This window comes from uncultured Bacteroides sp., assembly GCF_905207245.1.
Taxonomy (GTDB): domain Bacteria; phylum Bacteroidota; class Bacteroidia; order Bacteroidales; family Bacteroidaceae; genus Bacteroides.
On the sequence record NZ_CAJLKP010000055.1, the window covers coordinates 1 to 20,856 of the forward strand.

At 37.0% G+C, this 20,856-nt stretch carries 23 protein-coding genes and 2 pseudogenes; 9 read left to right on the plus strand and 16 right to left on the minus strand.

Annotated features, from left to right (window positions below; all coding sequences use genetic code 11):
* Window positions 1-238: 238 nt before the first annotated feature.
* Both QZ135_RS16030 and QZ135_RS16035 read right to left on the minus strand, forming a co-directional pair.
* Window positions 239-397, minus strand: coding sequence for a hypothetical protein (locus QZ135_RS16030; protein WP_196070810.1), 159 nt, complete (start codon window positions 395-397; stop codon window positions 239-241).
* 512 nt (window positions 398-909) lie between these two features.
* Window positions 910-1,125: a hypothetical protein gene (locus tag QZ135_RS16035; RefSeq protein WP_196070827.1), complete on the minus strand. Its 216-nt coding sequence runs from the start codon at window positions 1,123-1,125 to the stop codon at window positions 910-912.
* Between the two features lie 589 nt (window positions 1,126-1,714).
* Here QZ135_RS16035 and QZ135_RS16040 point away from each other — a divergent pair.
* The 5 genes from QZ135_RS16040 to QZ135_RS16060 all read left to right on the plus strand — a co-directional run bounded on the left by QZ135_RS16040 (window position 1,715) and on the right by QZ135_RS16060 (window position 4,148).
* Window positions 1,715-2,188: an AAA family ATPase gene (locus QZ135_RS16040; RefSeq protein ID WP_294611446.1), complete on the plus strand. Its 474-nt coding sequence runs from the start codon at window positions 1,715-1,717 to the stop codon at window positions 2,186-2,188.
* Window positions 2,176-2,403 (plus strand): hypothetical protein, encoded by a 228-nt coding sequence (locus QZ135_RS16045; protein ID WP_294611449.1) that lies wholly within the window; start codon window positions 2,176-2,178, stop codon window positions 2,401-2,403. Before QZ135_RS16040 ends, QZ135_RS16045 begins: the two co-directional genes overlap by 13 nt.
* A 19-nt stretch (window positions 2,404-2,422) precedes the next feature.
* Complete coding sequence (locus tag QZ135_RS16050) at window positions 2,423-2,596, plus strand: type II toxin-antitoxin system HigB family toxin (RefSeq protein WP_294611528.1); 174 nt, start codon at window positions 2,423-2,425, stop codon at window positions 2,594-2,596.
* Window positions 2,568-2,816 (plus strand): hypothetical protein, encoded by a 249-nt coding sequence (locus QZ135_RS16055; RefSeq protein ID WP_294611452.1) that lies wholly within the window; start codon window positions 2,568-2,570, stop codon window positions 2,814-2,816. The genes QZ135_RS16050 and QZ135_RS16055 overlap by 29 nt, the downstream gene beginning before the upstream one ends.
* Window positions 2,817-3,833: 1,017 nt before the next feature.
* The gene (locus tag QZ135_RS16060; protein ID WP_294611454.1) at window positions 3,834-4,148 is read left to right on the plus strand and encodes a hypothetical protein; all 315 of its coding nucleotides are present in this window, start codon (window positions 3,834-3,836) and stop codon (window positions 4,146-4,148) included.
* Window positions 4,149-4,370: 222 nt separating this feature from the next.
* On the opposite strand, the gene QZ135_RS24925 is transcribed toward QZ135_RS16060, so the two are convergent.
* The 6 genes and pseudogenes from QZ135_RS24925 to QZ135_RS16085 form a co-directional block, all read right to left on the minus strand.
* Window positions 4,371-4,787, minus strand: coding sequence for a DUF2231 domain-containing protein (locus QZ135_RS24925; RefSeq protein WP_365979023.1), 417 nt, complete (start codon window positions 4,785-4,787; stop codon window positions 4,371-4,373).
* A 697-nt stretch (window positions 4,788-5,484) separates the two neighbouring features.
* Window positions 5,485-5,718: a hypothetical protein gene (locus QZ135_RS16065; protein ID WP_294611457.1), complete on the minus strand. Its 234-nt coding sequence runs from the start codon at window positions 5,716-5,718 to the stop codon at window positions 5,485-5,487.
* Window positions 5,715-6,196 (minus strand): annotated as a pseudogene (locus QZ135_RS16070) (DUF3990 domain-containing protein). The gene QZ135_RS16065 and the pseudogene QZ135_RS16070 overlap by 4 nt, the downstream one beginning before the upstream one ends.
* A complete protein-coding gene (locus tag QZ135_RS16075) occupies window positions 6,193-6,417 on the minus strand; it encodes a DUF3791 domain-containing protein (RefSeq protein WP_294611460.1) in 225 nt (74 codons plus the stop codon). The pseudogene QZ135_RS16070 and the gene QZ135_RS16075 overlap by 4 nt, the downstream one beginning before the upstream one ends.
* Before the next feature lie 983 nt (window positions 6,418-7,400).
* The gene (locus tag QZ135_RS16080; RefSeq protein WP_294611463.1) at window positions 7,401-8,948 is read right to left on the minus strand and encodes a type II toxin-antitoxin system HipA family toxin; all 1,548 of its coding nucleotides are present in this window, start codon (window positions 8,946-8,948) and stop codon (window positions 7,401-7,403) included.
* Complete coding sequence (locus QZ135_RS16085) at window positions 8,938-9,258, minus strand: helix-turn-helix transcriptional regulator (protein WP_294611466.1); 321 nt, start codon at window positions 9,256-9,258, stop codon at window positions 8,938-8,940. Before QZ135_RS16085 ends, QZ135_RS16080 begins: the two co-directional genes overlap by 11 nt.
* Before the next feature lie 138 nt (window positions 9,259-9,396).
* Here QZ135_RS16085 and QZ135_RS16090 point away from each other — a divergent pair, with 138 nt between their 5' ends.
* From QZ135_RS16090 to QZ135_RS16100, 3 genes are all read left to right on the plus strand, one after another.
* Complete coding sequence (locus QZ135_RS16090) at window positions 9,397-9,666, plus strand: hypothetical protein (RefSeq protein ID WP_294611469.1); 270 nt, start codon at window positions 9,397-9,399, stop codon at window positions 9,664-9,666.
* A 399-nt stretch (window positions 9,667-10,065) separates the two neighbouring features.
* Window positions 10,066-10,668: an MATE family efflux transporter gene (locus QZ135_RS16095; RefSeq protein ID WP_294611472.1), complete on the plus strand. Its 603-nt coding sequence runs from the start codon at window positions 10,066-10,068 to the stop codon at window positions 10,666-10,668.
* Between the two features lie 795 nt (window positions 10,669-11,463).
* Window positions 11,464-11,817, plus strand: coding sequence for a helix-turn-helix domain-containing protein (locus QZ135_RS16100; RefSeq protein ID WP_294611475.1), 354 nt, complete (start codon window positions 11,464-11,466; stop codon window positions 11,815-11,817).
* 89 nt (window positions 11,818-11,906) lie between these two features.
* On the opposite strand, the gene QZ135_RS16105 is transcribed toward QZ135_RS16100, so the two are convergent.
* From QZ135_RS16105 to QZ135_RS16135, 7 genes and pseudogenes are all read right to left on the minus strand, one after another.
* Window positions 11,907-12,425, minus strand: coding sequence for a hypothetical protein (locus QZ135_RS16105; RefSeq protein ID WP_294611478.1), 519 nt, complete (start codon window positions 12,423-12,425; stop codon window positions 11,907-11,909).
* A gap of 139 nt (window positions 12,426-12,564) precedes the next feature.
* Window positions 12,565-13,159: pseudogene (locus tag QZ135_RS16110) on the minus strand (ATP-binding protein); the annotation flags it as partial.
* A 166-nt stretch (window positions 13,160-13,325) separates the two neighbouring features.
* Window positions 13,326-16,517: a hypothetical protein gene (locus QZ135_RS16115; protein WP_294611481.1), complete on the minus strand. Its 3,192-nt coding sequence runs from the start codon at window positions 16,515-16,517 to the stop codon at window positions 13,326-13,328.
* 4 nt (window positions 16,518-16,521) lie between these two features.
* Window positions 16,522-16,761, minus strand: a complete 240-nt coding sequence (locus QZ135_RS16120; protein WP_294611484.1) for a helix-turn-helix transcriptional regulator — start codon at window positions 16,759-16,761, stop codon at window positions 16,522-16,524.
* An 80-nt stretch (window positions 16,762-16,841) separates the two neighbouring features.
* The gene (locus QZ135_RS16125) at window positions 16,842-17,567 is read right to left on the minus strand and encodes a hypothetical protein (RefSeq protein ID WP_294611487.1); all 726 of its coding nucleotides are present in this window, start codon (window positions 17,565-17,567) and stop codon (window positions 16,842-16,844) included.
* A 21-nt stretch (window positions 17,568-17,588) separates the two neighbouring features.
* Window positions 17,589-17,723, minus strand: a complete 135-nt coding sequence (locus QZ135_RS16130; protein ID WP_294611490.1) for a hypothetical protein — start codon at window positions 17,721-17,723, stop codon at window positions 17,589-17,591.
* 120 nt (window positions 17,724-17,843) lie between these two features.
* The gene (locus QZ135_RS16135) at window positions 17,844-18,107 is read right to left on the minus strand and encodes a relaxase/mobilization nuclease domain-containing protein (protein ID WP_294611493.1); all 264 of its coding nucleotides are present in this window, start codon (window positions 18,105-18,107) and stop codon (window positions 17,844-17,846) included.
* 328 nt (window positions 18,108-18,435) lie between these two features.
* On the opposite strand from QZ135_RS16135, the gene QZ135_RS16140 reads away from it, so the two are divergent.
* Window positions 18,436-20,070: an IS1182-like element ISBthe2 family transposase gene (locus QZ135_RS16140; protein WP_294611532.1), complete on the plus strand. Its 1,635-nt coding sequence runs from the start codon at window positions 18,436-18,438 to the stop codon at window positions 20,068-20,070.
* Window positions 20,071-20,341: 271 nt separating this feature from the next.
* Here the strand turns inward: QZ135_RS16140 and QZ135_RS16145 are convergent, their stop codons facing one another.
* A complete protein-coding gene (locus QZ135_RS16145) occupies window positions 20,342-20,539 on the minus strand; it encodes a TIGR04076 family protein (RefSeq protein WP_294611496.1) in 198 nt (65 codons plus the stop codon).
* Window positions 20,540-20,856: the final 317 nt, after the last annotated feature.

The window sequence follows — 20,856 nt, forward strand, 5'->3', positions numbered from 1 at the left end:
GCACATAAGAAGGAGAACAAAGAAAATATCAAGGAGAGACTTTTTAGTCAGCCCCTATCTCTATCATTCCGATAATAGTTTTGTCCGTTAATACAAGTGGAGGAAAATTTATAATATTCAATTCAAATGAGTCTTTTTAGTTTTATTATCAGCGTTTTGAATTATACACAAGGAAAACTACATCGGGATAATATATTCATTCTATTTTGCTGTATTCCATTATTTACAAGGGTCATGGTTACAAAGTGAATGAAGCAATAGCTTTGAACTTCTCATAAACTTTCTTTGCGGCTTCTTTCTCTTCCTTGCTTTCAGGCTTGAGATTTACCATTTTCTCCGCAAAGCGTTTAGTGTCTTTACCGGTTATGACCGGAGTTTCTTTAATTGGTCGAGCCATAGTATTTATATGATTAATATTCATTGCAATGATACGTTTTTTTATTACCTTTTAATTTTTCATAATTCAGTGAATTGTATTGAGTAAGAGCCCTCACATTAGCAATACTCAGATAGTCTCATTTTCAACCTAAATAATCCACTCCTCTGAATAAGTAATTATCATCAATCAATAGCTATCGAGTCATCCGTAATTGCAGATTTCAAAATCAATCCATCTCAGTGTGATTATCTTATAAACAGAACAAATATAGCATATTTTTATCTCACACACACAAGATAAATTACAATCTATTTATTCGATTTAAGAGCCAGTCCATCACAATTAAGATACTTCATATTAGACGGAAATAGTTTATGAAATAGTCTGTCTATTAATTCTCCTTGATTTAGTGCCATATATTATATTGATTTGCAGCTCTATTATACTCCCCCTTTAGTGACACCATATTTTTGAGCGACCTCTAGTATAATAATCAGTAATGAAAATACTAGCTCTCTTTCTGTTCATCTTTAAACATTTGAGTTTACCACTTGCACAGTACTTATTAATTGTATTTCAAATGCCCCCATAGGAATGGAAGCCTCCAATACACTTAAGTATTCTTTCTCCTTTATAAATATTGAATCACTAAATACTGCATCTATAATTGATATTTTACGATACACAAAATTTTCTATAAAACAAAGACCTTTAATACAAAATTCAGTACATAACATTCCAGTCATTCTATTTCTAATATCTAAAATAATGTTATTTCATTTCATAATCCACATAATTATCATATATTTATAATATATGCGCTACAAAGTCTTACAAACGCTATTAGTGCGGTAATAGAGCGGATATTATCTCCTTCTATAACCAATGTTAGATATTGCAGAAAATTAGTATTTGCAAAATATTGATATACTTAAAAACAAAAAATAAAATGGAAGCAGATAACATAAAACCATGTATCAAATATAGAGCATGTAGATTAAGAATTAATAAAATTGTTAAAATCGAGTTTTTCGACTCTGACAAAATTAATTCATATCTACCTCTTTCGCCACCAGAGATATCCAGTTGATTATCAGTTAATTATCCATAAAATAATACTTTTCTACTATTAAATACATAATTATTTTATTATCAACTCATTACAATTATTCATTTGGTCATTCGGAAGTAAAAAAGTATCTTTACACTGACAAAACGGTCGTAATAAAGAACCAAAATTTCAGTACAATCCTAAAAATGCATTATTATGATAATAAATAGAAGCGAATACATAGAGCAGTTACTTGCAAACGTTGGAACGGCAAAGTGAAAATTGTGACCGGCAAAAGACGTTCAGGTAAGTTGTTCCTACTCTCAATATTTTTTAAGAACCGATTGATTGAGAAAGAAACTCAGAAGGAAGATTTTGTGGAGGTGGCTCTTGACAGAAAATCGAACATCAAGTATCGTAACCTGAACCTCTTATACTACCATATCATGGAGTACACAAGGGATATAGACAAGAAATTCTATGTATTAATTGACGAGATACAGTTATTGTATAAGGTGAAAAATAAGGATGTGAACGGATCGTTGGTACCCGAAGAGGACAGAAAGATGCTTTACACTACCTTCTACGACATCCTAAATGATCTGATGGTGCATCCGAACCTTGATGTGTATGTGACGAGATCAAACTCAAAAATGCTGTCGAAGGATATCGTGACAATTTTTTGTGACCGTGGTTCTGAAATAAAAGTTTATCCGCTATCATTTGCAGATATGAGATTGACTTTGTGGTTAACGTAGGTAATAACAAGGTGTATATTCAGTCGGCATTGAATGTGGACACTCCTGAGAGGAAAGCACAAGAAACTTTCTCTATGAGAAACACTGGCGGCTTCTTTCTCAAGATTGTTGTGCTGGAAGATAACCGCAAGCTTTGGTCGGATGAGGTTGGTGTAATGTATGTGGACGTGATTCGGTTCCTGTCGGAGGATGTTGTGGCAGAGGTGATTAGATAAAACTAAACAGTTTAATAAAATAAAAAATAATTATCTTTCAGCTGACTATGTTGAAAATAACAGATATGTGTTCAATATCCGGGGAAATAATTATCGAATAGTTGCGATCGTTGTTTTCTTTGCTGGTAGAATGACTATCTGCTTTATTGGTACTCACAAAGAATATGACAGGATTGACGCTAAAAATTATTAAAAAGGAGGGTGTTATGAAAATTAGTAGTGATTCCCAATATAGGGAATATAAAAAGAAAATGGAAGTTTTAATTCAAAAGGGAACAAAGCTTGGTGATATGGAATTGCTTTCAGAAGTAGACAAAGATGAATTTGTACACCTTACTGATGCGATTTATGAATGGGAAACTGCTCATCATCCTTTGCCTGGCAAGGTATCAACCGTAATAACAGCCATCTAATAGCGTATGACTATCGGCAATATAAAGCAGAAAGAAACTGAAAAAATTTGGGTATTTCCGAATCCCTTATAAGTAAACTTTTATCCGAGAAGCGAACACTTAACCTAAACATGGTAAAGCATTTACGAGACAGTTTCGGAATATCAATTGATTTTATTCTGGATAATTGTAATCAGTTTGAAAAATAAGACAATAAAGTGTGCATTTTATGCTTTACTTGCATAGAAACATAAAACACTTTACCTTCGTACCATTCCGGGAAGATATCCAACCAGATTTATAATATGTGTGTTGCCGATTAGCATATCAGAATAGTAATAGGAATGACTATATATCAAATATTAACACTACTTTTTGGAAAACTTATCAATGGATACTGGAACAAAAAGCAGTTCAAATAAAACAAAAGTATAAATATGGAAGTAAACTTATGCTAAATTATTAGGGAAAAATCATTTTAAGAATATCTGACATATAATCCTAATCTAGAATACCTGAACTGGAAAAAGTTCTGTACCTTAAAAAAGAAAATCAACTTGTTCGTGATTTGCCCTGTGAAGCACAAGTCATTTACTTAGAACTGTTCAAAGTCATACTACAATAGAATAACACACTGATTACAAACATATTAACTAAAATACACTTTTTAAAGGTTATAGTTGAACGGTAATTTTGCATCTATTAAATTTTGTCGCTAGAAACACTTGGAAGATACACCTACAAGGATACGGGAGGCGTACCGAGGCACGGGGAAGACATACAGCGGTGAATAATCGGAACCTTACGATGAACCGATACGGCGGTAAAGTGAAAATGTTAAAAAAGCAAAGGCTTATCTTACATTCAAAGCATAACCGGATTATAACCACATGTTTATTGGTTACGGACGAGCATGCACCCCGACGATATTCCGCTTTCATAGAAAGGAAATTTGTCGAATTGGCGGAGAATGACAGCAAATAGCCGGAAGTTCTAGGCTAACTTTACCCCTTAAAAACAACTTGAAACAAGATTTATATGGAAGAATATTTTAACAGGTTATTGCAGGAGACGAATCAGCACATGGCGACCACAGCAGCCAGCATGAACGGCAAGGAGGTGATAGGCGGCTGCCATGAGATGGTTTCGTACCGGAGAGCCAAGAACCGGAAGCTGAAGGAGTACACCCTCACCCATACGTTCACCGGGGATGCGAAGGAGATTCTCTACTTCAAATATAACAAGCCCACCCTGACGGGCATGCTGCTGTACTATTACCGGGTGTACCAGATAGGGAGCGAGTGCCTCGGATGCCAACGGGTCGCCGAGCCGTATTACTTGCCGAGCGGATAATGGAACGCTACCTGCCCTTCAACGGGTATTACCACAGCGGATTCACCTACCAAATATTATAAGAAAAGTGCACTGTTTTATTTCGAATCGTGCACGCAGCGGATCGGTCCTGCCACCGACTTTACATAATAAAAATAGAATTGGTATTCGAATATATGGAACAGACCGGCATCCTTATGGATATGCAAAATGTTCACTCGGTTGTCCATGTCCGTGGTTGCATTATGGTTGGTACGAAAACCTCCTCCATCGCCTACACGCGTTCCCTGTGTCAGGAAATAAGAGGTCGGACCTTCTTTCCATTTCTGCGCTAAATCGGGGGATATAACAACCTATAAATGTCATTGTTAGGTAAATTGCTGAAGTAATGCATAACAATATCACAGTAATACCGGCAAAAGCACTATAGATATTTTTTATCTGAGCCAGCTCTGGGTTTGTAAAATCAAGTGTAAACAAACTACTTGATACAGCTGCTGACAACGCTGAAATAGTGGCAAAATAGAGAATCAACTCACCGCATGGATAACGAAATTGGGAAGACCTAAATAGATAGAATCCTTCAAACAGGACACCTAAAAGAGTAAGTGCAATAGGAAAATGCACCAACATGGGATGAATGTGGGATGTGTCGAACATTGTTTTTAACGCAAAGACACAATCCAATATTCAAATGTTCAGTTCTATTAAAAAAACATTTTATATTTCCAACAAACGATTGCATGCCAGCAAACTGCCCCAATAACCGGTGAGGAATTCTAATAGAACCGATAAAACATAAAATGCAAATCCAGCTTCTTTTATTTCCAAAGTATACCAAGTAAATTTGGACGGATAACGACCTAGAAAAGATGCAATCAAATACATAGTTGAAGTCACACACAGTGTCATTACGGTTATTACAGTACACACACCGTGAATGGCTTTAATATGTTCCAGATTGGATTCACAAATTTCGGCGTAAAGATAATGATAATTGGAAAGAGGAGGAATAGAATGTATTTAATAATGGTGGCGAAAACGGCGAAAGTGACAATTTGAGTATTTATGACGAACAATGATGGCACAGCTACTTTTGCAGTCATACACACGTCTTGTATAACTCGTAATCCCCCTTCCTGGGTGTCTTATGCAAATTTTTAATGTAGAGATCATCTCTGCATTGAGGAAATAATATTATAGGTATTCTTCGTTCTTTTGGAAACAAAGACCAACATTCTTTGCAACAACTCCCTTATTCAGCAATCATCATTTTACCCAAAAATTGTAAAATAAAGCATGTCATACGCAAAGGCATTCCCCTACCCTCGCATGACAGTCCCATATGTCTCGGAGATCAGGTAGATAAACTTCCCTCCGTCAATTCTTTTTTCAGGAAATCATATACATATCCTGCACTTTGATAGTACAGACCGGTATTGGGATTGCTAAGCCGTTCAAATGTATCGGAATTGTAGTATAACGACATAGCTTCTACCATACTGTAATTCCATTCGTCCATAAGTATCTGTAGAATTTCAACGCTTAGTTCTTCTTGCATGAACTGTATTTGGGCTTCAGTTAGTTTCATAATTTTCTTAAATAAGTAAGAGCACGTTCTGTGCCAAAGTAATATTGTATTGTAAGTCCTTTGGCATACTTCAATTCTTCAACCAATTGTTTCATTGAAATAATACCCGACTGAAAACGGCGCAATTGATAAGTTACTCCATCATCAGCTATAGGACCAATCACTACATCATATAAATGAACGAGATGCTCACGATTACGATCACGGTTTGCAAAAACAAATTCCGCCCATTCTTCACTATAATTATCAAATACTCTTTACGCTAAATTCGGAATATTTAAAGACTTGTTCATCTATCTCGAATATACTAATACAAGGATTTCCTTCTTGTAACTGTGCCGTTTTTTGTTCAAGCAAGCGCTTGAGCTTGTTCATAATTGGGAGATAAATAAAATCCTTGTCCGAAATCTTTAAAAGGCTTCGAATTAGATAAATTCGGAATATCTATTTCTCTATTTGAACCATGATAGAGTTTCATGCTATCTGTCCCCCATTTCTACGACAAACCATAACCAATGCCTCAATAGCATCTTCAAACGACTGTGTATGCATCACATTATAATGCTGTTGCAAAAAATCCATACCTTTAAAACGATTCAGATAATTAAATGCTTGTTTTTGCTTGATATGGTAAGTTGCAGCAAATTCCGCTACCAAGGCAATTGTAAATTCCAATTTGTTTTTTTCTATACGAGACACACATTCCTCCTTTCTTCATTTTATTGATAAACAAAGATATAGAAAAACTTCATATATTCAGTATTTCGTTTATATAAAATAGATAAAAAGGCCGAATGAAAACATTCTCCCTATCAATCAGGTTATCCACCCCAACCAAGAGAGCTAGATCTCCATTATACCGCCAGAAGAACAACTACAATACGTGTACTATCCATGTAACCTGAGTTTATATATATTTTTCCAAAAAACCTTTCTGCTATCAACGGATAAAGATATATTTTGAAACCGTCTAGCCTGTAAAAAAAATACCATTTCATGATCAAATTTCATTTCTATCTTAAGACAAGATAAATAAAATGAGATCAAAGACAAAATAGCCAAATCAATTTTGCTCATTTCAATATACATTCGTCTCAGACTCTCTGAAAAGTTCTTTTAAAAAAAACATAAATGTATCGGACACATATAGTAAGTCCAATACCAACTAAAACTTTCCTTTGTTAAATAAATATTCAGTATAATTCTGCTTTCTCCATTCTAATACAAAATTGCCAATTATACATTTTTTATACACACAGTTCAAAAGATTTGATTAAGAAATTAAGAAGTACTACTCTCTCAAAACAGCATTGTACTATATAGCAAATCCTTTTTTTCACTAATTTGCATATCAACTATTTTATTACTATATTTGTACCTAGAGAAAAAGAAAGATTTTTCGATATGCAAAACGGATTTTCCTCAAAAGATAACATATAGATTTACAGTATTTTACAGAAACAAGAATCTATAAAATTATCATATTTCAGGAAGTATTCAGAAGTTGTAGAAATTTGTAATATACTGATAATCAGATATTTAATAGGTATGTTTTTTTGTACCTTATTTGTACCTCGATATTTATAAAGCATTAATTATCAATGCTTTGAATTATATACAAAAAACAACGATGTAACACTCACAGTTTTATCCGTACTCCTGATATATAATATGTCAATGGTTTAAGAACCCTTTGGAGTAAATTCTCTCTTGGCCAAAGGCAGTAATAATCGTTGTACAAGCTCTTTTTTGTTTTCAGCAACCATTTTGTTTCTCCCTTTGGTGATAATTTCAGCAGCTAAATCACTTTTATGTCCGGCAATATATTTCTGTCGTTTCCCGTTAATGACAGCTTCGATTCGAAAGTCATGCCGAGTATTTTCAATAATATCGATTTCTGTTACTAGAAAGCCGTCTTCCGCTTCGTATGGTTCGACAATGGTGGGTAGATAGTGTTTCATGGTTTCCCCTATGTCTGGAAGCACAAGACCGGAAAGATGTTGCTCGATACGGTCTTGCCAATAATCGTCTATCTGGTAATTGGTAGCATAATTATAGAAATGGCTGATGGCAAGGCTGACTTCTTCGATTATCTTTTTTGCATTTTTGATACCATTCAGTTTAGCAAATAGCTGCAGATCATCTTCCGTGATTCCGTCATTCTTTCCAGAAATGCTCATAGAATGTATGTTTTCGTAGGCTGCACCGTCTAAATTGGTGGTGAATGTCATGTCGTAGGCAGGGGTGATGTGCCATGTACCGTTTTTCTCCATCAGAAAGGAAAAGTTCTTGATATGGTCATCTACATTACCACTCATGATATTAAAGACTGTCCGGCGGTAGAGTTCAGACTGTTCATTGGCCGGTATGTTCAGCTTTCGGCAGACTTCAAACAAATCCTCATAGCTTGTTGCGTCGGGGTTCATGGCTGCGAGTGTCTGTGTATGTATCTTCTCTCCATTTACCCTATCGTAACGTTCCGTCAGGAAGTGATGTTTTCCCTCAATTTGAATAAGTCGGGAAGGCATCATTGTAATTCCGGCTTCTTTTGCCATCTCATAATATACCATTTCCATTTGTGTGAATGGAAAGTCATCCCCTTCAGCAAATTTCAGGATATAGTAGGTATAACCTTCCGGTAATGAAACTTGGCCGGAACGTATGTCATGTGTCGTTTCATTGATAGCGATGATGGCTTTCGGGTGCTGTCCTCCAGCTGATGTTCCTACCTCATAAATACTTTGCAAATGCAGTGTTTCATCATCTTGTACGGATATTCCCTCTCGTTCCTCAAAGATACGGCGTGCCAGTTGGTATAAGCTGTCTATCTGGAGGGTGGAAGAAGATTCTAATCCGGGAGTGGCCGGAATGAATTCAAAGGCTCCCATGCCTCGTTTCCCGATAAAAGAGAGTTTATCTACCGGCGTAAGCCCGCGTTTGGAAATATGGTTCTGGGCAGCCCATTGATCAAAGACCATGTTTCCCCATCGGTCAGGTAAAGAATCTGCCAGAAACGGCGGGAGTCCTTGATAAATCTTCTCTTTGTTTCCGAGTATGGGCATACCCTTTGCCGCCGGTCCCTTGACAGAAGCGGTCAATGGAGCGATTTCCAGTCCTTTCTTGATGAAGTTCGGGTGATAGTTGAAAACTGCTTTTTTACTCCTTTCGTCCCAATAAAGTTTTCCAACTTCTTCTCCCCACAGCATAACACTTATGATATTATTTTCCATGTCTTATCCTTTTGGGCTTTTTGCTCATTATTTGTTCCATTGTATAGGCAGAAACAGGTATTTCCGGCAGCAGGTTGTCCATTTGCTCCAAACAGTCCACTACTCGCAACAGCGCAAGAAAGTTGCCCATGTTGATATTATAGGCTTTCCCGTTCTCGAACTGTCGCAAAGTGACAAGGCTTACGCCGGCTCTATCGGCAGCCTCTTTTTGAGTGAGCTTGTAGGTTAACCTGTACTCCTTAAATCTTCTGCCCAATTCCGTGATGATTTCCGGATTGGCCATTGTCTGAATAATATGATTCGTTGCCATGTCACAAAGGTAAATATATTAACTATTAAATCAAAATAAAACCAATAATAAATAATATATTTACTGTTATAATGAATTATGCGAGAGGTTTTATACATTGCAAACAGTGAAGGACTGAAATGTGAAGAGTATAAGTTAATGAAAAATAAACGGTACTTGTCGGATGTACCGGAGAAATTGTCAACAGCTATACAATTGGCTTCCAAACGATTCGTAATTTCTGATGTACCGGATTGCCCTTTCATCTGCGGACAACCTCCCCTGATTCTATTCCATCAGCCCGAGTCTGCTTTTTGCTCGGCAAAAGTTTCCGAATTTCATGATGCATTTTTTTCCTCTGATCATTTCGCCAACTTTGCCACTTTCGCCAAAGGAAGTACTTATCCACTTCTACTATCTCTCAATTAGGATAAGTATATCTAGAGCAAATACTACAAACTAAACATTTTAAAGAGTCTAAATACAAATTCTCACATTCAGCAACATAATAAACTTCATATACTTTCTCTTTAAAATACATATAGTACTTATTCTACAAAAATTCATGGAAATATTCAACGTAATTCATTGAATATCTGGAATAATACATTTTACCACGCCCTTTAAATGGGGTATTGTGGCATAAAAAAGCAATCATTCTATATTATGAGATATGAATATGTAAAACCCGATGCACAAAGTATATCTTACGATGTAAAAGGAAATGGTTCAATAATACTTTAATCGGCTTTCTGAATAAACCAACGCATTAAAAGTCAAGAAAAACATTATACTGCAGTTATAGATTACCCAAATTCTGTTTGGACAATGGTGCGGTCATTCTTTTGTATCGCTCCTTGGTTCCTGTTCTTTGTGGCTATAGAACATTTGGGCGAATGCGAACTTGCCGCTGCCAATGTAGTAAGAAGTATTTCAATGCTCTTTTTTGTAATTGTCAATTCATTTGCAACGACTACGATTTCGTTGGTAAGCAATCTTATAAGGGCAAAGCAAATAGAAAAAGTGATGCCGACTTGCCGCCATGTTATTACGCTGAATTATACATTCGATATTCCGCTTATATTGTTGGCTTTAGCTTTCTCAGGTATCCTTTTGCGATTGTTTACCAATGAGGCAGCAGTTATTCAAACAGCATTTTACCCATTCTGTGTTATACTATCGACATTCATTATTTCCGTACCTGCTTACACCTATTGCAATACGATAATTGGTATAGGCAACACTAAAATGGCATTTATATTTCAGATGATAAATATAATTGTCTATTTGGCTTATCTGTTCATGCTTTCTCGCACTGAAGGTATTCCTTTAGCAATGTACTGGACTGCCGAGCAGCTATATGTTATCGTGCTGCTTGTATTATCCCTATGGTATCTCAAAAAGAACAAATGGCAGGATAAGAATTTGTAGTTCCAATAAATATTTAGTTATGTGGGACATTCTTGACACCAAACTATATACGATATTGTCTGACCCGCTATACAAGAGCGATTCGGATTCGGAACTAAAGGAAGCCTATTAAGAGTTTGTCGAAAGGTTAATCCTGTATCTGGATACGGAAACCGACAATATAAAACGTGTACGCTTGCTCAATATGACACAGGTAGAATTTGAAACGATAAAGTCTTTGGAACTTTCTTATGGAGCGAAAAAGGATATATTGAAGATTGTGTATTCGGATTAAGTGTTGTTGCTGACAAATAAAGAACTCGATTTGATTTACCGGCAGATGGAACATCCGAAATATTTTATCAAGATAGAAACCGGATGGAAATCTCCTTTGTTCCTGAATCCAGACATCGTTAATTACACGGATATCATGGAGAATATCTGTGGGCTCCACTATCTACATTGTATTAATGGGGCTGATAGAAGGAATGTTCCTTTAGCTTATTAGTAAGTGGATTTAAGCATCTATTCGATTTCAAGTTTGCAGACCAATACAGAAAACGGGAAGAAGTTGTCAAACGTAAGTCTAATAAGCGAACCGGATTCTTAGATCGCATGGGTACTGCTATCAACCAGAAAGCCAAAGAAGAAGGATATGAGTAAAGGATATACTTCTAATCTTTATAAATCAGCGAATTACAAATTATTTATCGGGGAATAGGCTATCTACTCCCCGATTTTGTTTTCATCATTCTGCCGAATTTTGCTTCATCAATGCATTGAGAAAATTAGTATTAATCTCAAAAACAAAATAATATGTACATCAATAATGATGATTTTGAAAAATGGATGGAACGGCTATCCAAAAAACTGAACGATATAGGCAAAGACCTCAAGTCGTTCATTAATACCAATAATATCGGTTCAGTGTTCCCTGAAGATGAAAAACTACTCGACAATCAGGATTTGGCATTCCTGCTGAAAGTATCTAAAAGGACACTCCAACGCTATCGGTCGAGCGGGGAACTTCCACACTTTATGATCAACCATAAAACCCATTACAGGGTAAATGACGTGCGAGAGTTTGTTCACAGTTACATGGATTTCGAGACCAGGCAGGAATTTGAGAGGAAACACCCCAAGGAAAACATGGATCGAAAGGATGCATGATCCGCTAAGCAAGAGGAAATCGGATAAGTATTGTTTTCCTCTTGCCTTTGTGAAAAATCAAAAACAGGATAGTTATGTCAGATTGATTTTTATCTTGTTCGTTTAAGTAATTCCATATTAAGGGAATCTGTATTTAAGTCTTTTCTAATCAAATCAATTAATTCAAAAATTTCTCTTTCGATATGATCATATCCATTTATTATAATTTCATTATCGCAATGAGAGGCAGAGGTTATAAAAGCAAGTAAGTCTTCAGATAAATGCTCTGCCACTTTAAAAATATTATTTGGTAATATTACCGTATAAGTGAAGAGCTGCTTCTTGAATTCCTCACTAATCATAAACTGTGGAAAAATTTCTTCTCTGAATATTTTCTCCCATTCCTCTTTTGTCCCTTCATAAAATTGAACCTTATCAACAATATCAAAATAGTCTCTGTATAGGTTAAATGATCTACGGGCAATATCTTTATATGCATTTATCTTTTCTTGAAATAATATATCTTGATTTGCTTGTTTCTTTTCTCTTCTAAATGTGAGATAGGGTACTATAAGTGCAAGAATAGAAACTAAAACAGCAAATAATGCTAGCAGTTCAGGAGATTCCATAATTTTTTATTTTAAAGGATTATTTTTTCGCTACTCATACTTGAAATATTTAATCACCTAAATTGGTCTGACCTCCCAAAAACGCCATATACCAATGTCTTATCCCAATATTGAGTTTGGGCTTATAATATTATCCACTTCCCAGATCTGTCAGAACCTTCTCGCTTGATGGACGTTTATCTTCGGCCAACACTTCTTCGGCTACTGCTTTAGGAAGAAATTCCCATTTGATAAGCAATATGTCCAAATTGGTCATAGTTGTTCCCAGGCAAGGCATGGCACCGAAAGTATGGACATTGGAAAGTCGCCGTTCAGTCAATATCTTTTCTTCTGCTTCCGAAGCAATGCTTTTACGAGGGCCTACTCGTACTCAAACCCGTCCACGATAGCGCACAGGTAAAAATCCCGATGGCTGAACTTCTGCTACTAATACATCACCTTCTTCAAAACTGAACTTCTCAACCGTCATTACAGGCTGGGGTAGTATATTCCCATCTGTGTGGATATTGCTGATTTGAAGTAATAGCTTATCATTGACTTTCAAACCGGATAATTTTCCGTTATCATGTGCACCGATAATCAGGTAACCATTCTTGCCACTTCCCGGAAGATTCGTTGGAAAACGCACAGATCGCCTGACAGAACTTATCCATATTATCAGTCGATACCGTCCTCTCAATATTATAGCCCTCGATATCCGAAAGCATCTGTAGAATTTCTTCTCTTGTAATCATATATTCATCTTTATATCCATATGTGATATTGGATAATCTTTACCCATTCGATCTTTCTCGGAATACCCTATAATCCTAGAGCCAGCTTTTTCATAAAACGTTAAAGCTTTTTTATTTTGTTCGTTTACATCCAGTGTTGTGATTCCCAAATGCTCAACGGCATAGATTAAAAGAGCTTTACCATATCCTTTGCCTTTCGAATTGTAGCCATCACCTCCACTACAGGAGCTATATCCTTCTTGTCTTCAGGAATGAATGGTTCGTCATCAGGTTCCATAGCGACTATTGCCGTATCATTTAGTCCTATTTCCCAAGCATTTCTGAACTCGACATTAGTAAACTTGAATGCATCGTTAAAATCTTCAGGCATTATGATATTCCTGTTACTATCAAGTTGAAAAGCAGAAAGCCAGCAACCACCAAATCGTTTGAAAAGCTGCTCAAAGGTATCAATATTCCAATTATTGTTGGGTGTCATAGTGTGCTTGCGGCATATAGAGGTAAAGAAACGACCTTCTTTAAGTTCGTCTTTTTTTACATCTGGTGCTACACATACTCGATACCATGTTGGATGCTGCTTATCTATCCCCCGAATAATGTAAATAACCACGGACCGTTTTCCCTTTTCTAATTTAACGCCCCATTCAATAATAATTTGCTTTCCACGATCTAAGTATTCAAAGGCGAGCCCAAATATTGGAGGTGTAGTTCCCTGTTGATCAAACGCGAATCCACAACCGCTCCAACCTGCACCTTCCCATATATCTATATCGGTATTGGTACAATAAAAAGATATGTTTTGTTGCTTTTCATTACGATAATTCTGAGGTTTGTGTTCAAATGAGTCTCTATTCAGTGGGTACACTTTATCAGATTCCTTTTGCCAATCCTCTATCTTATTTTTGAACGTATTGCCAAGAACATTAGATATTGACTGTTTTACTTGCAGTAAGTTACTTACCCTATCCATAAGTTTCTCACCATCTTGTTTACTCTGGAGCATCTTATTTAAATCTTCTTTTGACATAGAGTTTCTACTGAAAAAAGATGCTATAAACATAGAAATACATTCCCACAAATCCTTGTCGCTGTAATTTGTATTGATACAGAGTTGATATTCGTTTGACCTCGTTAGTTGCCTTAATTCAGATTTACCTTCTGTTCCTGTGACTTTAATATACACTTCAGGAGTAATCGTCAACACTTCAAATATTTCCATCGTTGCCAGCATTGACTCGATTGCTCCTAAGAATATTTCTGCAATAATTTGGTTCAGGCAATTGTTATCATATTTAATGTGTAGTGTGCAATTATTTACTGTTGTTTGTAGTTCTGCCTGCCCATTGGAAGAAATATTCAAATCACAAAGGAATTGCTTGAACACAGGCTGATTAAGCATCTTGTCTTGCCATCCATCTTTAGCAAAGATATTTCTCACATTTTCATCCAGTTCATCTGCATACCCCAGAGCAAACTTCAAATATTCTGAGGATTGAAACATACCAGCTCTTTCTAATATCTCTGGCAGAGAACTTATCAATGGATTCTTCAAGTCAGATGCGGCAAATCGACATGCCCAAGCTCCATCATGAAGTATATTTGTTTCATTAAAATGCTTGTCTTCTGCAAACTGTCCATTATGTGAAACTATCATCAGTAGCTCATACCAATTCAGATACATAACAAATCTTCCAAGCATCAGCTCTATTTCGCACAGCTTCTGCAAGACAGTCAATAAAAGATGAGGTACATCACCAGAGATGTAAAATGTTTTAAGTAACATGGAAACTGATTTGACCAAATAAGCCTCTGCACTATAAGGTAAACCTATCTCATATAATGCAATGCCCATCATTCCAGAAGTTTTGATTAATTCTTCCATACACTCCTCTCTTTCAAAAGGATGTATGCAGAAACTAAAGTGGCGAATAGCTTGCTTAAACTTTCCCTTATCCATCAAAATAAGAGCACGATCCATTTCTATCCGTGCCGCCGCTTGCTCTGAGTGAGATTTTCTTAGGACTAACGTAAGCTCATCTACAAGATCCTCATACTTTGAGTTATCATCAATCACTTTGTTCAAATTGGTTATTATTTTACATTGGGTTTCAAAACTGATTTCTATATGATATGGAGCTTCCAACAATAATGGTTTGAGAGTATCAATATCTTCATCTATTGGTTCTTTGGACAATAAGTGGCTGATCAACCTTTGTTCTGCAATATAAATACGTACATATAAGAGACAAGAAGGCTTGTCGCTTATATGTTCTAAGGCGTCGCATAGCTCTTTTATATAAGTAGTTTCTAGTTGCACTTTATCTGATTCAATCAAGCCTGCACGATCCGCATTAATCAAATTTGTCAATATATTCATCAACTTTTCTATGCGAATAACCGTACAGTTATCACTTACGAGCTCTTTGAGTTTCATAAAGTCCAAATACATCGCATCAACATCTTCAAACCAGAAGAAACTTGTCCAAGCATGATCATAGATAATATTGAACTGTTGTTGAGTGGTACCATGATGTTCACATTCACGCAAAACTCTATTGAAGCGTCCTTCTGTCTCAGTGCGTGGAAGCTCCAAACCTCTGCTAAGGATACAAGTCTCTTGCAATTCATCGATATAACCGGTATCAAGTCCATCTATTGTACGTAATATACCCTTTTCAATTTCATCCAAACGTTCTTGTCTTTTTTTATCTAACGGTCCAATTATCTCTTGTTTCTTTCTGTATTCTTCTGAGAAATTCAAGCATTCCAGAGCTACATCTATGCAACCATGATTGAATACTGCATTAGCGCACCAAAGGCCATCAAATATGCATACTTCGATGCCATACTTTTCCGATAAATCCTTCTCTACGTCAGCCCTTGTACTTGACTTAATGAACTGATTAGAGAAGAATAAAGCTCGTGTATATCCGCGGTTGGTGTTAGCTATCTTTTCGATATCGCTTGTTACCTTTGGTTTCCATTGCTTTTTGCAACTGATAGCGAAAGCCCATTTTTCTTTTCCAGATGCACCACCATCTGCCACATACCATTTGTCTGAAATATCAGGTGATACTTCGTAGGTTTCAGCATCCACCTTACCATCACCACCGCCATCAGGTCCTGTCTGAGGCTTGATGTTGGGTGTAATCAATCGTTCGGCACATTTCACGATGAAGTTCTCGAATTCACTCTGCATCTTTTTGGTGGAAAGTATTTCGAGCTGTCTATCAAACAATTCTTTTGTAAGAGGAATTTCATAAACAATTCTAGAGTCAGAGAACTTCTGAGGTCTTAACTCGCGATAATATGCCACAAAATCGTGAACAGTTACAGATGTTTTAATTTCTTGTTCCATAGTATTAGATTTTAGCTCCGATTGGCAGTAACATTTCCTTACTTCTCTCCTCTTGGGTATTGATTAAATCCTTTGGATTGATTTGTAAAATATCAGCAATCTGAAATAACACCTCTAAACTTGGCTGCTTCCGGTTACACACATAAGCGTTTACCATATTGAAGCTCTTGCCCAACTTTTCAGCCAGCCAAGTTTGTTTAATTCCTTTTTCGTCAAGAACTTCTTTGATTCTATTTAGTTCCATCAGGATAGATATATAATTAACATCTCAAACTTAATGTGCAAATATACACAATAATATGTGATAAAAACAGAAACGCCCTTTTATTTCCTGTTTTTCACTGACTCCACCTCTCTTTCCAACCTTTCCGCCTCCGATGCATTCAACCTTGCCCGCTCTATCTTCTCGGCTTGTTCTTTAACCAAACGCTCGTAGGTTTCTACCCGTTTGCGGATAACTGCTATACTGTCCTTGTTCCGGTTGTAGGTAAAGACGGTTTCCAATTTGAGCAGGTTTTCAGGATTGGTTTCGCCTTGCATGTTGATATAACGATATTTTAAATCATTATCTCTCAGTTGGCTGCTGCGTGTGGATTGCCAAATGTTCCCGGCCACTGAAAGAAGAATTACCAAACCCATTGCTATCACAGTAATAGCTGCTTTGCTATTCTTGAAGTCCAGACTGAAAGCATGTTCTCTCCTGATAACAAAGTTCTGAGGGACATTCAGAGGTTCAATCTTCTTGCTGATTTGGCTGATGAGGTCGGTAATTTTAAGAAAACCTCCATCCAATTTCTCAAATGATTTCCCTAATGCGCATCCGGCGAATTCAGCCATGTTTTCACGCAATTCCTCTATCTGTTCCGGAGTAAACTGCTTCTGAGCGGTTACCTTTTGCAACTCTTTTATTAAAGCGGTTATTTCTGCAGAATTAGCCGTTGATTCAGTTTGAGCAGGATTGGTTTCTTTCTTGCTCAACTCTGTAATTTTCTGTTTCAGTTCTTCGAACAGTGCATATACTGCCGAAGCATCCATTTTTTCTGTTGCCATAATTTTATAGTTTTAAATGATTCATATTCTACGTCCTCTTTTCTTTTTCTTCTTCTTAGCCTCTTGTTTCATGGCTTCGACTTCGTTTTCGTCATATCCGAATGAGGGTTGGATATCGAACAAACCACCCAGACCGGATGCGACGGATTCTACCATAGATGATAAACCAGACGAATGATCTTGTCGGATTGTCTGTGGCTGCTAGTGTAAACCTGTTTGTTCTGCCTGTCATTTTGCTGCAACTGGAAACTGATTTTGGAATAGCTACATGAGCGGTCAACCTTGGAACCATTGAATCCGTAGCCGTTTTTTTTCGAACCGAATACCTTGTATTTGTTCAGTGCTGCCGTTTTTGCGGAGGTCAATCGTAATGCCGGACTTTTGCAATTCTGTTTGTAATTGTTGCCAGTTCCGGCATTTCGGTATGGCCAATTGCAGGGTATGGTAAATTTCATACTTGGTTTTATCCGGCTCTTTCAAGCGGTGTTTCTTTACATTCTCTTTACCCGAAGCAATGTAAAGTCCGTATTTCTTTGTCAATTCCGATGCAACATTTCATCAGGCTCGCAAGTTTGACGCAGTATTCACACACATGTATCGATCAATAGAGAAAGAAACAAAAGGCGAAATAACATCAGATATGCAGATTTTTTCTATCTTTGTAATATTAATAATAAATAAAATCGTTAAATGTTAGTACGTATTGCAAACATTAGCCTAATCATCAAGTATTCACGGTTGTTACTACGCCATAATCAACTGATTACAAGCAAGTTATACACATATTACATTTTTCCTACCGTTTAAACACTAACTTGTTGATTATTAATGTTTTATATTTCTTACATAGTTACATTTTCGTCCTTACATTCCCAACCAAACAGTTCTTTTTCCCGGAAGAATTGATGAAAACATAGCAGCGAACGATCCGGTTCGCATAGTTAATACTGTTGTTGATAATCTCAATCTTGACAATTTCAAGAAGCTTTATAAAGCAACCGGTCGTTGTCCTTATCATCCTAAAATGATGCTTAAGGTGATTATCTACGCCTACATGAACAATATCTATTCGTGCCGCAAAATAGAGAAGCTTCTCCTACGTGATATTCATTATATCTGGCTTTCCGGTAATGAACATCCGGATTTTATTACCATCAACCGTTTTCGAAACCGTGTAAAAGAGGAAATAAATACCGTATTCACGCAGTTGGTTCTTGTCCTTGCCGACAAAGGTTTCATCAGCCTTGACGTAGAGTATATCGACGGTACCAAGATTGAGTCCAAAGCCAACAAATATACTTTTGTCTGGCGCAAGACAGTCGAAAAGAACCGTACAAAGCTGATGGATAAGATCCGCATTCTCCTGGAGCAGGTGGATGAAGTCATAGCCCAAGAGAACTCCATGAAAGATACACCCGTAGAGTTCACTCCCGCCATGCTCTCAGATATAGTGAATGAACTTAAAGAGGCGCTGGAACACCAGCCTGTAACAAAGGACAAGGAACAAAAGAAGGTCATCCGGGAAAAGAAGAAACAGGTCCGGGAACTTGAGGAGTACCGTGACAAGTTGATAGAATACGACAACCATCTTGATACTCTTGGAGAACGCAACTCCTACTCCAAGACCGATCCTGATGCCACCTTCATGCGCATGAAAGAAGACGCCATGAGAAACGGACAGACCAAACCCGGATATAATCTGCAAATAGGTACCGAGAACCAATTCCTCATAGACTTCCGACTGTTTCCCAACCCAACCGATACACTGACCCTCATACCTTTCTTCCACTCCTTTGAGCAACGCTATAACCGCTTACCAACTGTCGGTGTGGCAGACTCCGGTTACGGCTCGGAAGAAAATTATCGGTTCATGCAAGATAATGGGATAGAAGCCTTTGTCAAGTACAACTACTTCCATAAAGAACAGCGTCCCCGTTATACCCCCAATCCATTCCATGCGGAGAGTCTCCATTACAATGCGGGGGAGGATTATTACGTTTGTCCTATGGGGCAGCACATAAACCGTATAGGAACTAGACGTGACAAAACAGCAAGCGGATACATCACCGAAAGTGCCCGGTATAAAGCACAAAGATGTGAAGGGTGTCCTTTACGTGGTAGTTGCTTTAAAGCCCGGGGGAACCGTATTATAGAAGTCAACCACCGATTAAACCAATACAAACGGCTGGCACGGGAAAGGTTACTCTCGGAAGAAGGCATCAGGCATAGGGGAAGGCGATGTATAGAACCGGAAGCAGTTTTTGGACAAATGAAACACAACATGGCATACAAAAGGTTCCGGCATGTGGGAGAAGACAAGGTTACAATGGACTTTGCCTTCTTTGCTATAGCTTTTAATATCAAAAAGATGTGTACAAAACTACTAAAAGCAGGAAAGAGAAGGAGTGCACACACTATATTTATCTTTATCAGACCACGTGTGACTCAAAATACGACGAATATTAAGCCTTATTACCTAATTACTGAAAAAATAGTCGCATAGACAAAAAAAGAGGAACGACTATTTTATATTAAAAAAAGAAGGGGATGTGCCTTAGTTTTGACACAGCCCCTTAAAAATCCGACGCAAACAACCGAAAAGGATTGAGCTATACAAAATTTAGGATAGTTTAAATTAGCCTTTAGAAAGAGACTCTCTCACTCTGCATCTTTATCCAATGCCTCATCAAAAAACTAACAGGTCGAAAGCCATCATTACATGATATCATGGCAGATTTTTCATTTTCATCCACCCATTATAAAAATTACCACCGTTATGAGCCAAAGTCATCAATAAAAGGAGACAGGCTTTCCCAAGTTCTATCACACATACCTTCAGGTTTCACCCACCCATTAGCAACAAAAGCCCTCCCCTCTTCCATATCGCAAGCATTTTCCATGGGATTCTCGTATCTCGCCATCAAATCTTTATGGCAAACTATCCTCATAACAGTTATTCTATACTTCTTCATAATAACAAATTTTAAGATGTCGCTTCGGTTCTATTTTCTGTTCCAACCAAAAGATACAATTTAAACAACATATTTTTACTAATTATCACCCGCACAGTCATACTTGAAGATATAACATCCACCAGGTACTGATGAAAAGAACAAGATGAAAACAGAAACATACATATTAATCAAAACTTTAAATTACCTCCCTGATTTACTTCTTTATTTGTAGACCAGCTTTTTCCATTGCATCATTATATTGATGCAGAATATTAGAAGCATTCTCAAAATCACCTACACATGAAAAATTATCAGCCATAAAATAAATAACAGAC

What these genes read in the sequence shown, in the direction of transcription:
- QZ135_RS16030 (WP_196070810.1), bottom strand. Translation starts at nt 397, where the DNA reads ATGGCTCGACCAATTAAAGAAACTCCGGTCATAACCGGTAAAGACACT.
- QZ135_RS16035 (WP_196070827.1), bottom strand. Translation starts at nt 1,125, where the DNA reads ATGACTGGAATGTTATGTACTGAATTTTGTATTAAAGGTCTTTGTTTT.
- QZ135_RS16055 (WP_294611452.1), top strand. Translation starts at nt 2,568, where the DNA reads ATGACAGGATTGACGCTAAAAATTATTAAAAAGGAGGGTGTTATGAAA.
- QZ135_RS16060 (WP_294611454.1), top strand. Translation starts at nt 3,834, where the DNA reads ATGGAAGAATATTTTAACAGGTTATTGCAGGAGACGAATCAGCACATG.
- QZ135_RS24925 (WP_365979023.1), bottom strand. Translation starts at nt 4,787, where the DNA reads ATGTTCGACACATCCCACATTCATCCCATGTTGGTGCATTTTCCTATT.
- QZ135_RS16065 (WP_294611457.1), bottom strand. Translation starts at nt 5,718, where the DNA reads ATGAAACTAACTGAAGCCCAAATACAGTTCATGCAAGAAGAACTAAGC.
- QZ135_RS16080 (WP_294611463.1), bottom strand. Translation starts at nt 8,948, where the DNA reads ATGGAAAATAATATCATAAGTGTTATGCTGTGGGGAGAAGAAGTTGGA.
- QZ135_RS16085 (WP_294611466.1), bottom strand. Translation starts at nt 9,258, where the DNA reads ATGGCAACGAATCATATTATTCAGACAATGGCCAATCCGGAAATCATC.
- QZ135_RS16090 (WP_294611469.1), top strand. Translation starts at nt 9,397, where the DNA reads ATGAAAAATAAACGGTACTTGTCGGATGTACCGGAGAAATTGTCAACA.
- QZ135_RS16095 (WP_294611472.1), top strand. Translation starts at nt 10,066, where the DNA reads ATGGTGCGGTCATTCTTTTGTATCGCTCCTTGGTTCCTGTTCTTTGTG.
- QZ135_RS16100 (WP_294611475.1), top strand. Translation starts at nt 11,464, where the DNA reads ATGTACATCAATAATGATGATTTTGAAAAATGGATGGAACGGCTATCC.
- QZ135_RS16105 (WP_294611478.1), bottom strand. Translation starts at nt 12,425, where the DNA reads ATGGAATCTCCTGAACTGCTAGCATTATTTGCTGTTTTAGTTTCTATT.
- QZ135_RS16115 (WP_294611481.1), bottom strand. Translation starts at nt 16,517, where the DNA reads ATGGAACAAGAAATTAAAACATCTGTAACTGTTCACGATTTTGTGGCA.
- QZ135_RS16120 (WP_294611484.1), bottom strand. Translation starts at nt 16,761, where the DNA reads ATGGAACTAAATAGAATCAAAGAAGTTCTTGACGAAAAAGGAATTAAA.
- QZ135_RS16125 (WP_294611487.1), bottom strand. Translation starts at nt 17,567, where the DNA reads ATGGCAACAGAAAAAATGGATGCTTCGGCAGTATATGCACTGTTCGAA.
- QZ135_RS16130 (WP_294611490.1), bottom strand. Translation starts at nt 17,723, where the DNA reads ATGGTAGAATCCGTCGCATCCGGTCTGGGTGGTTTGTTCGATATCCAA.
- QZ135_RS16145 (WP_294611496.1), bottom strand. Translation starts at nt 20,539, where the DNA reads ATGAAGAAGTATAGAATAACTGTTATGAGGATAGTTTGCCATAAAGAT.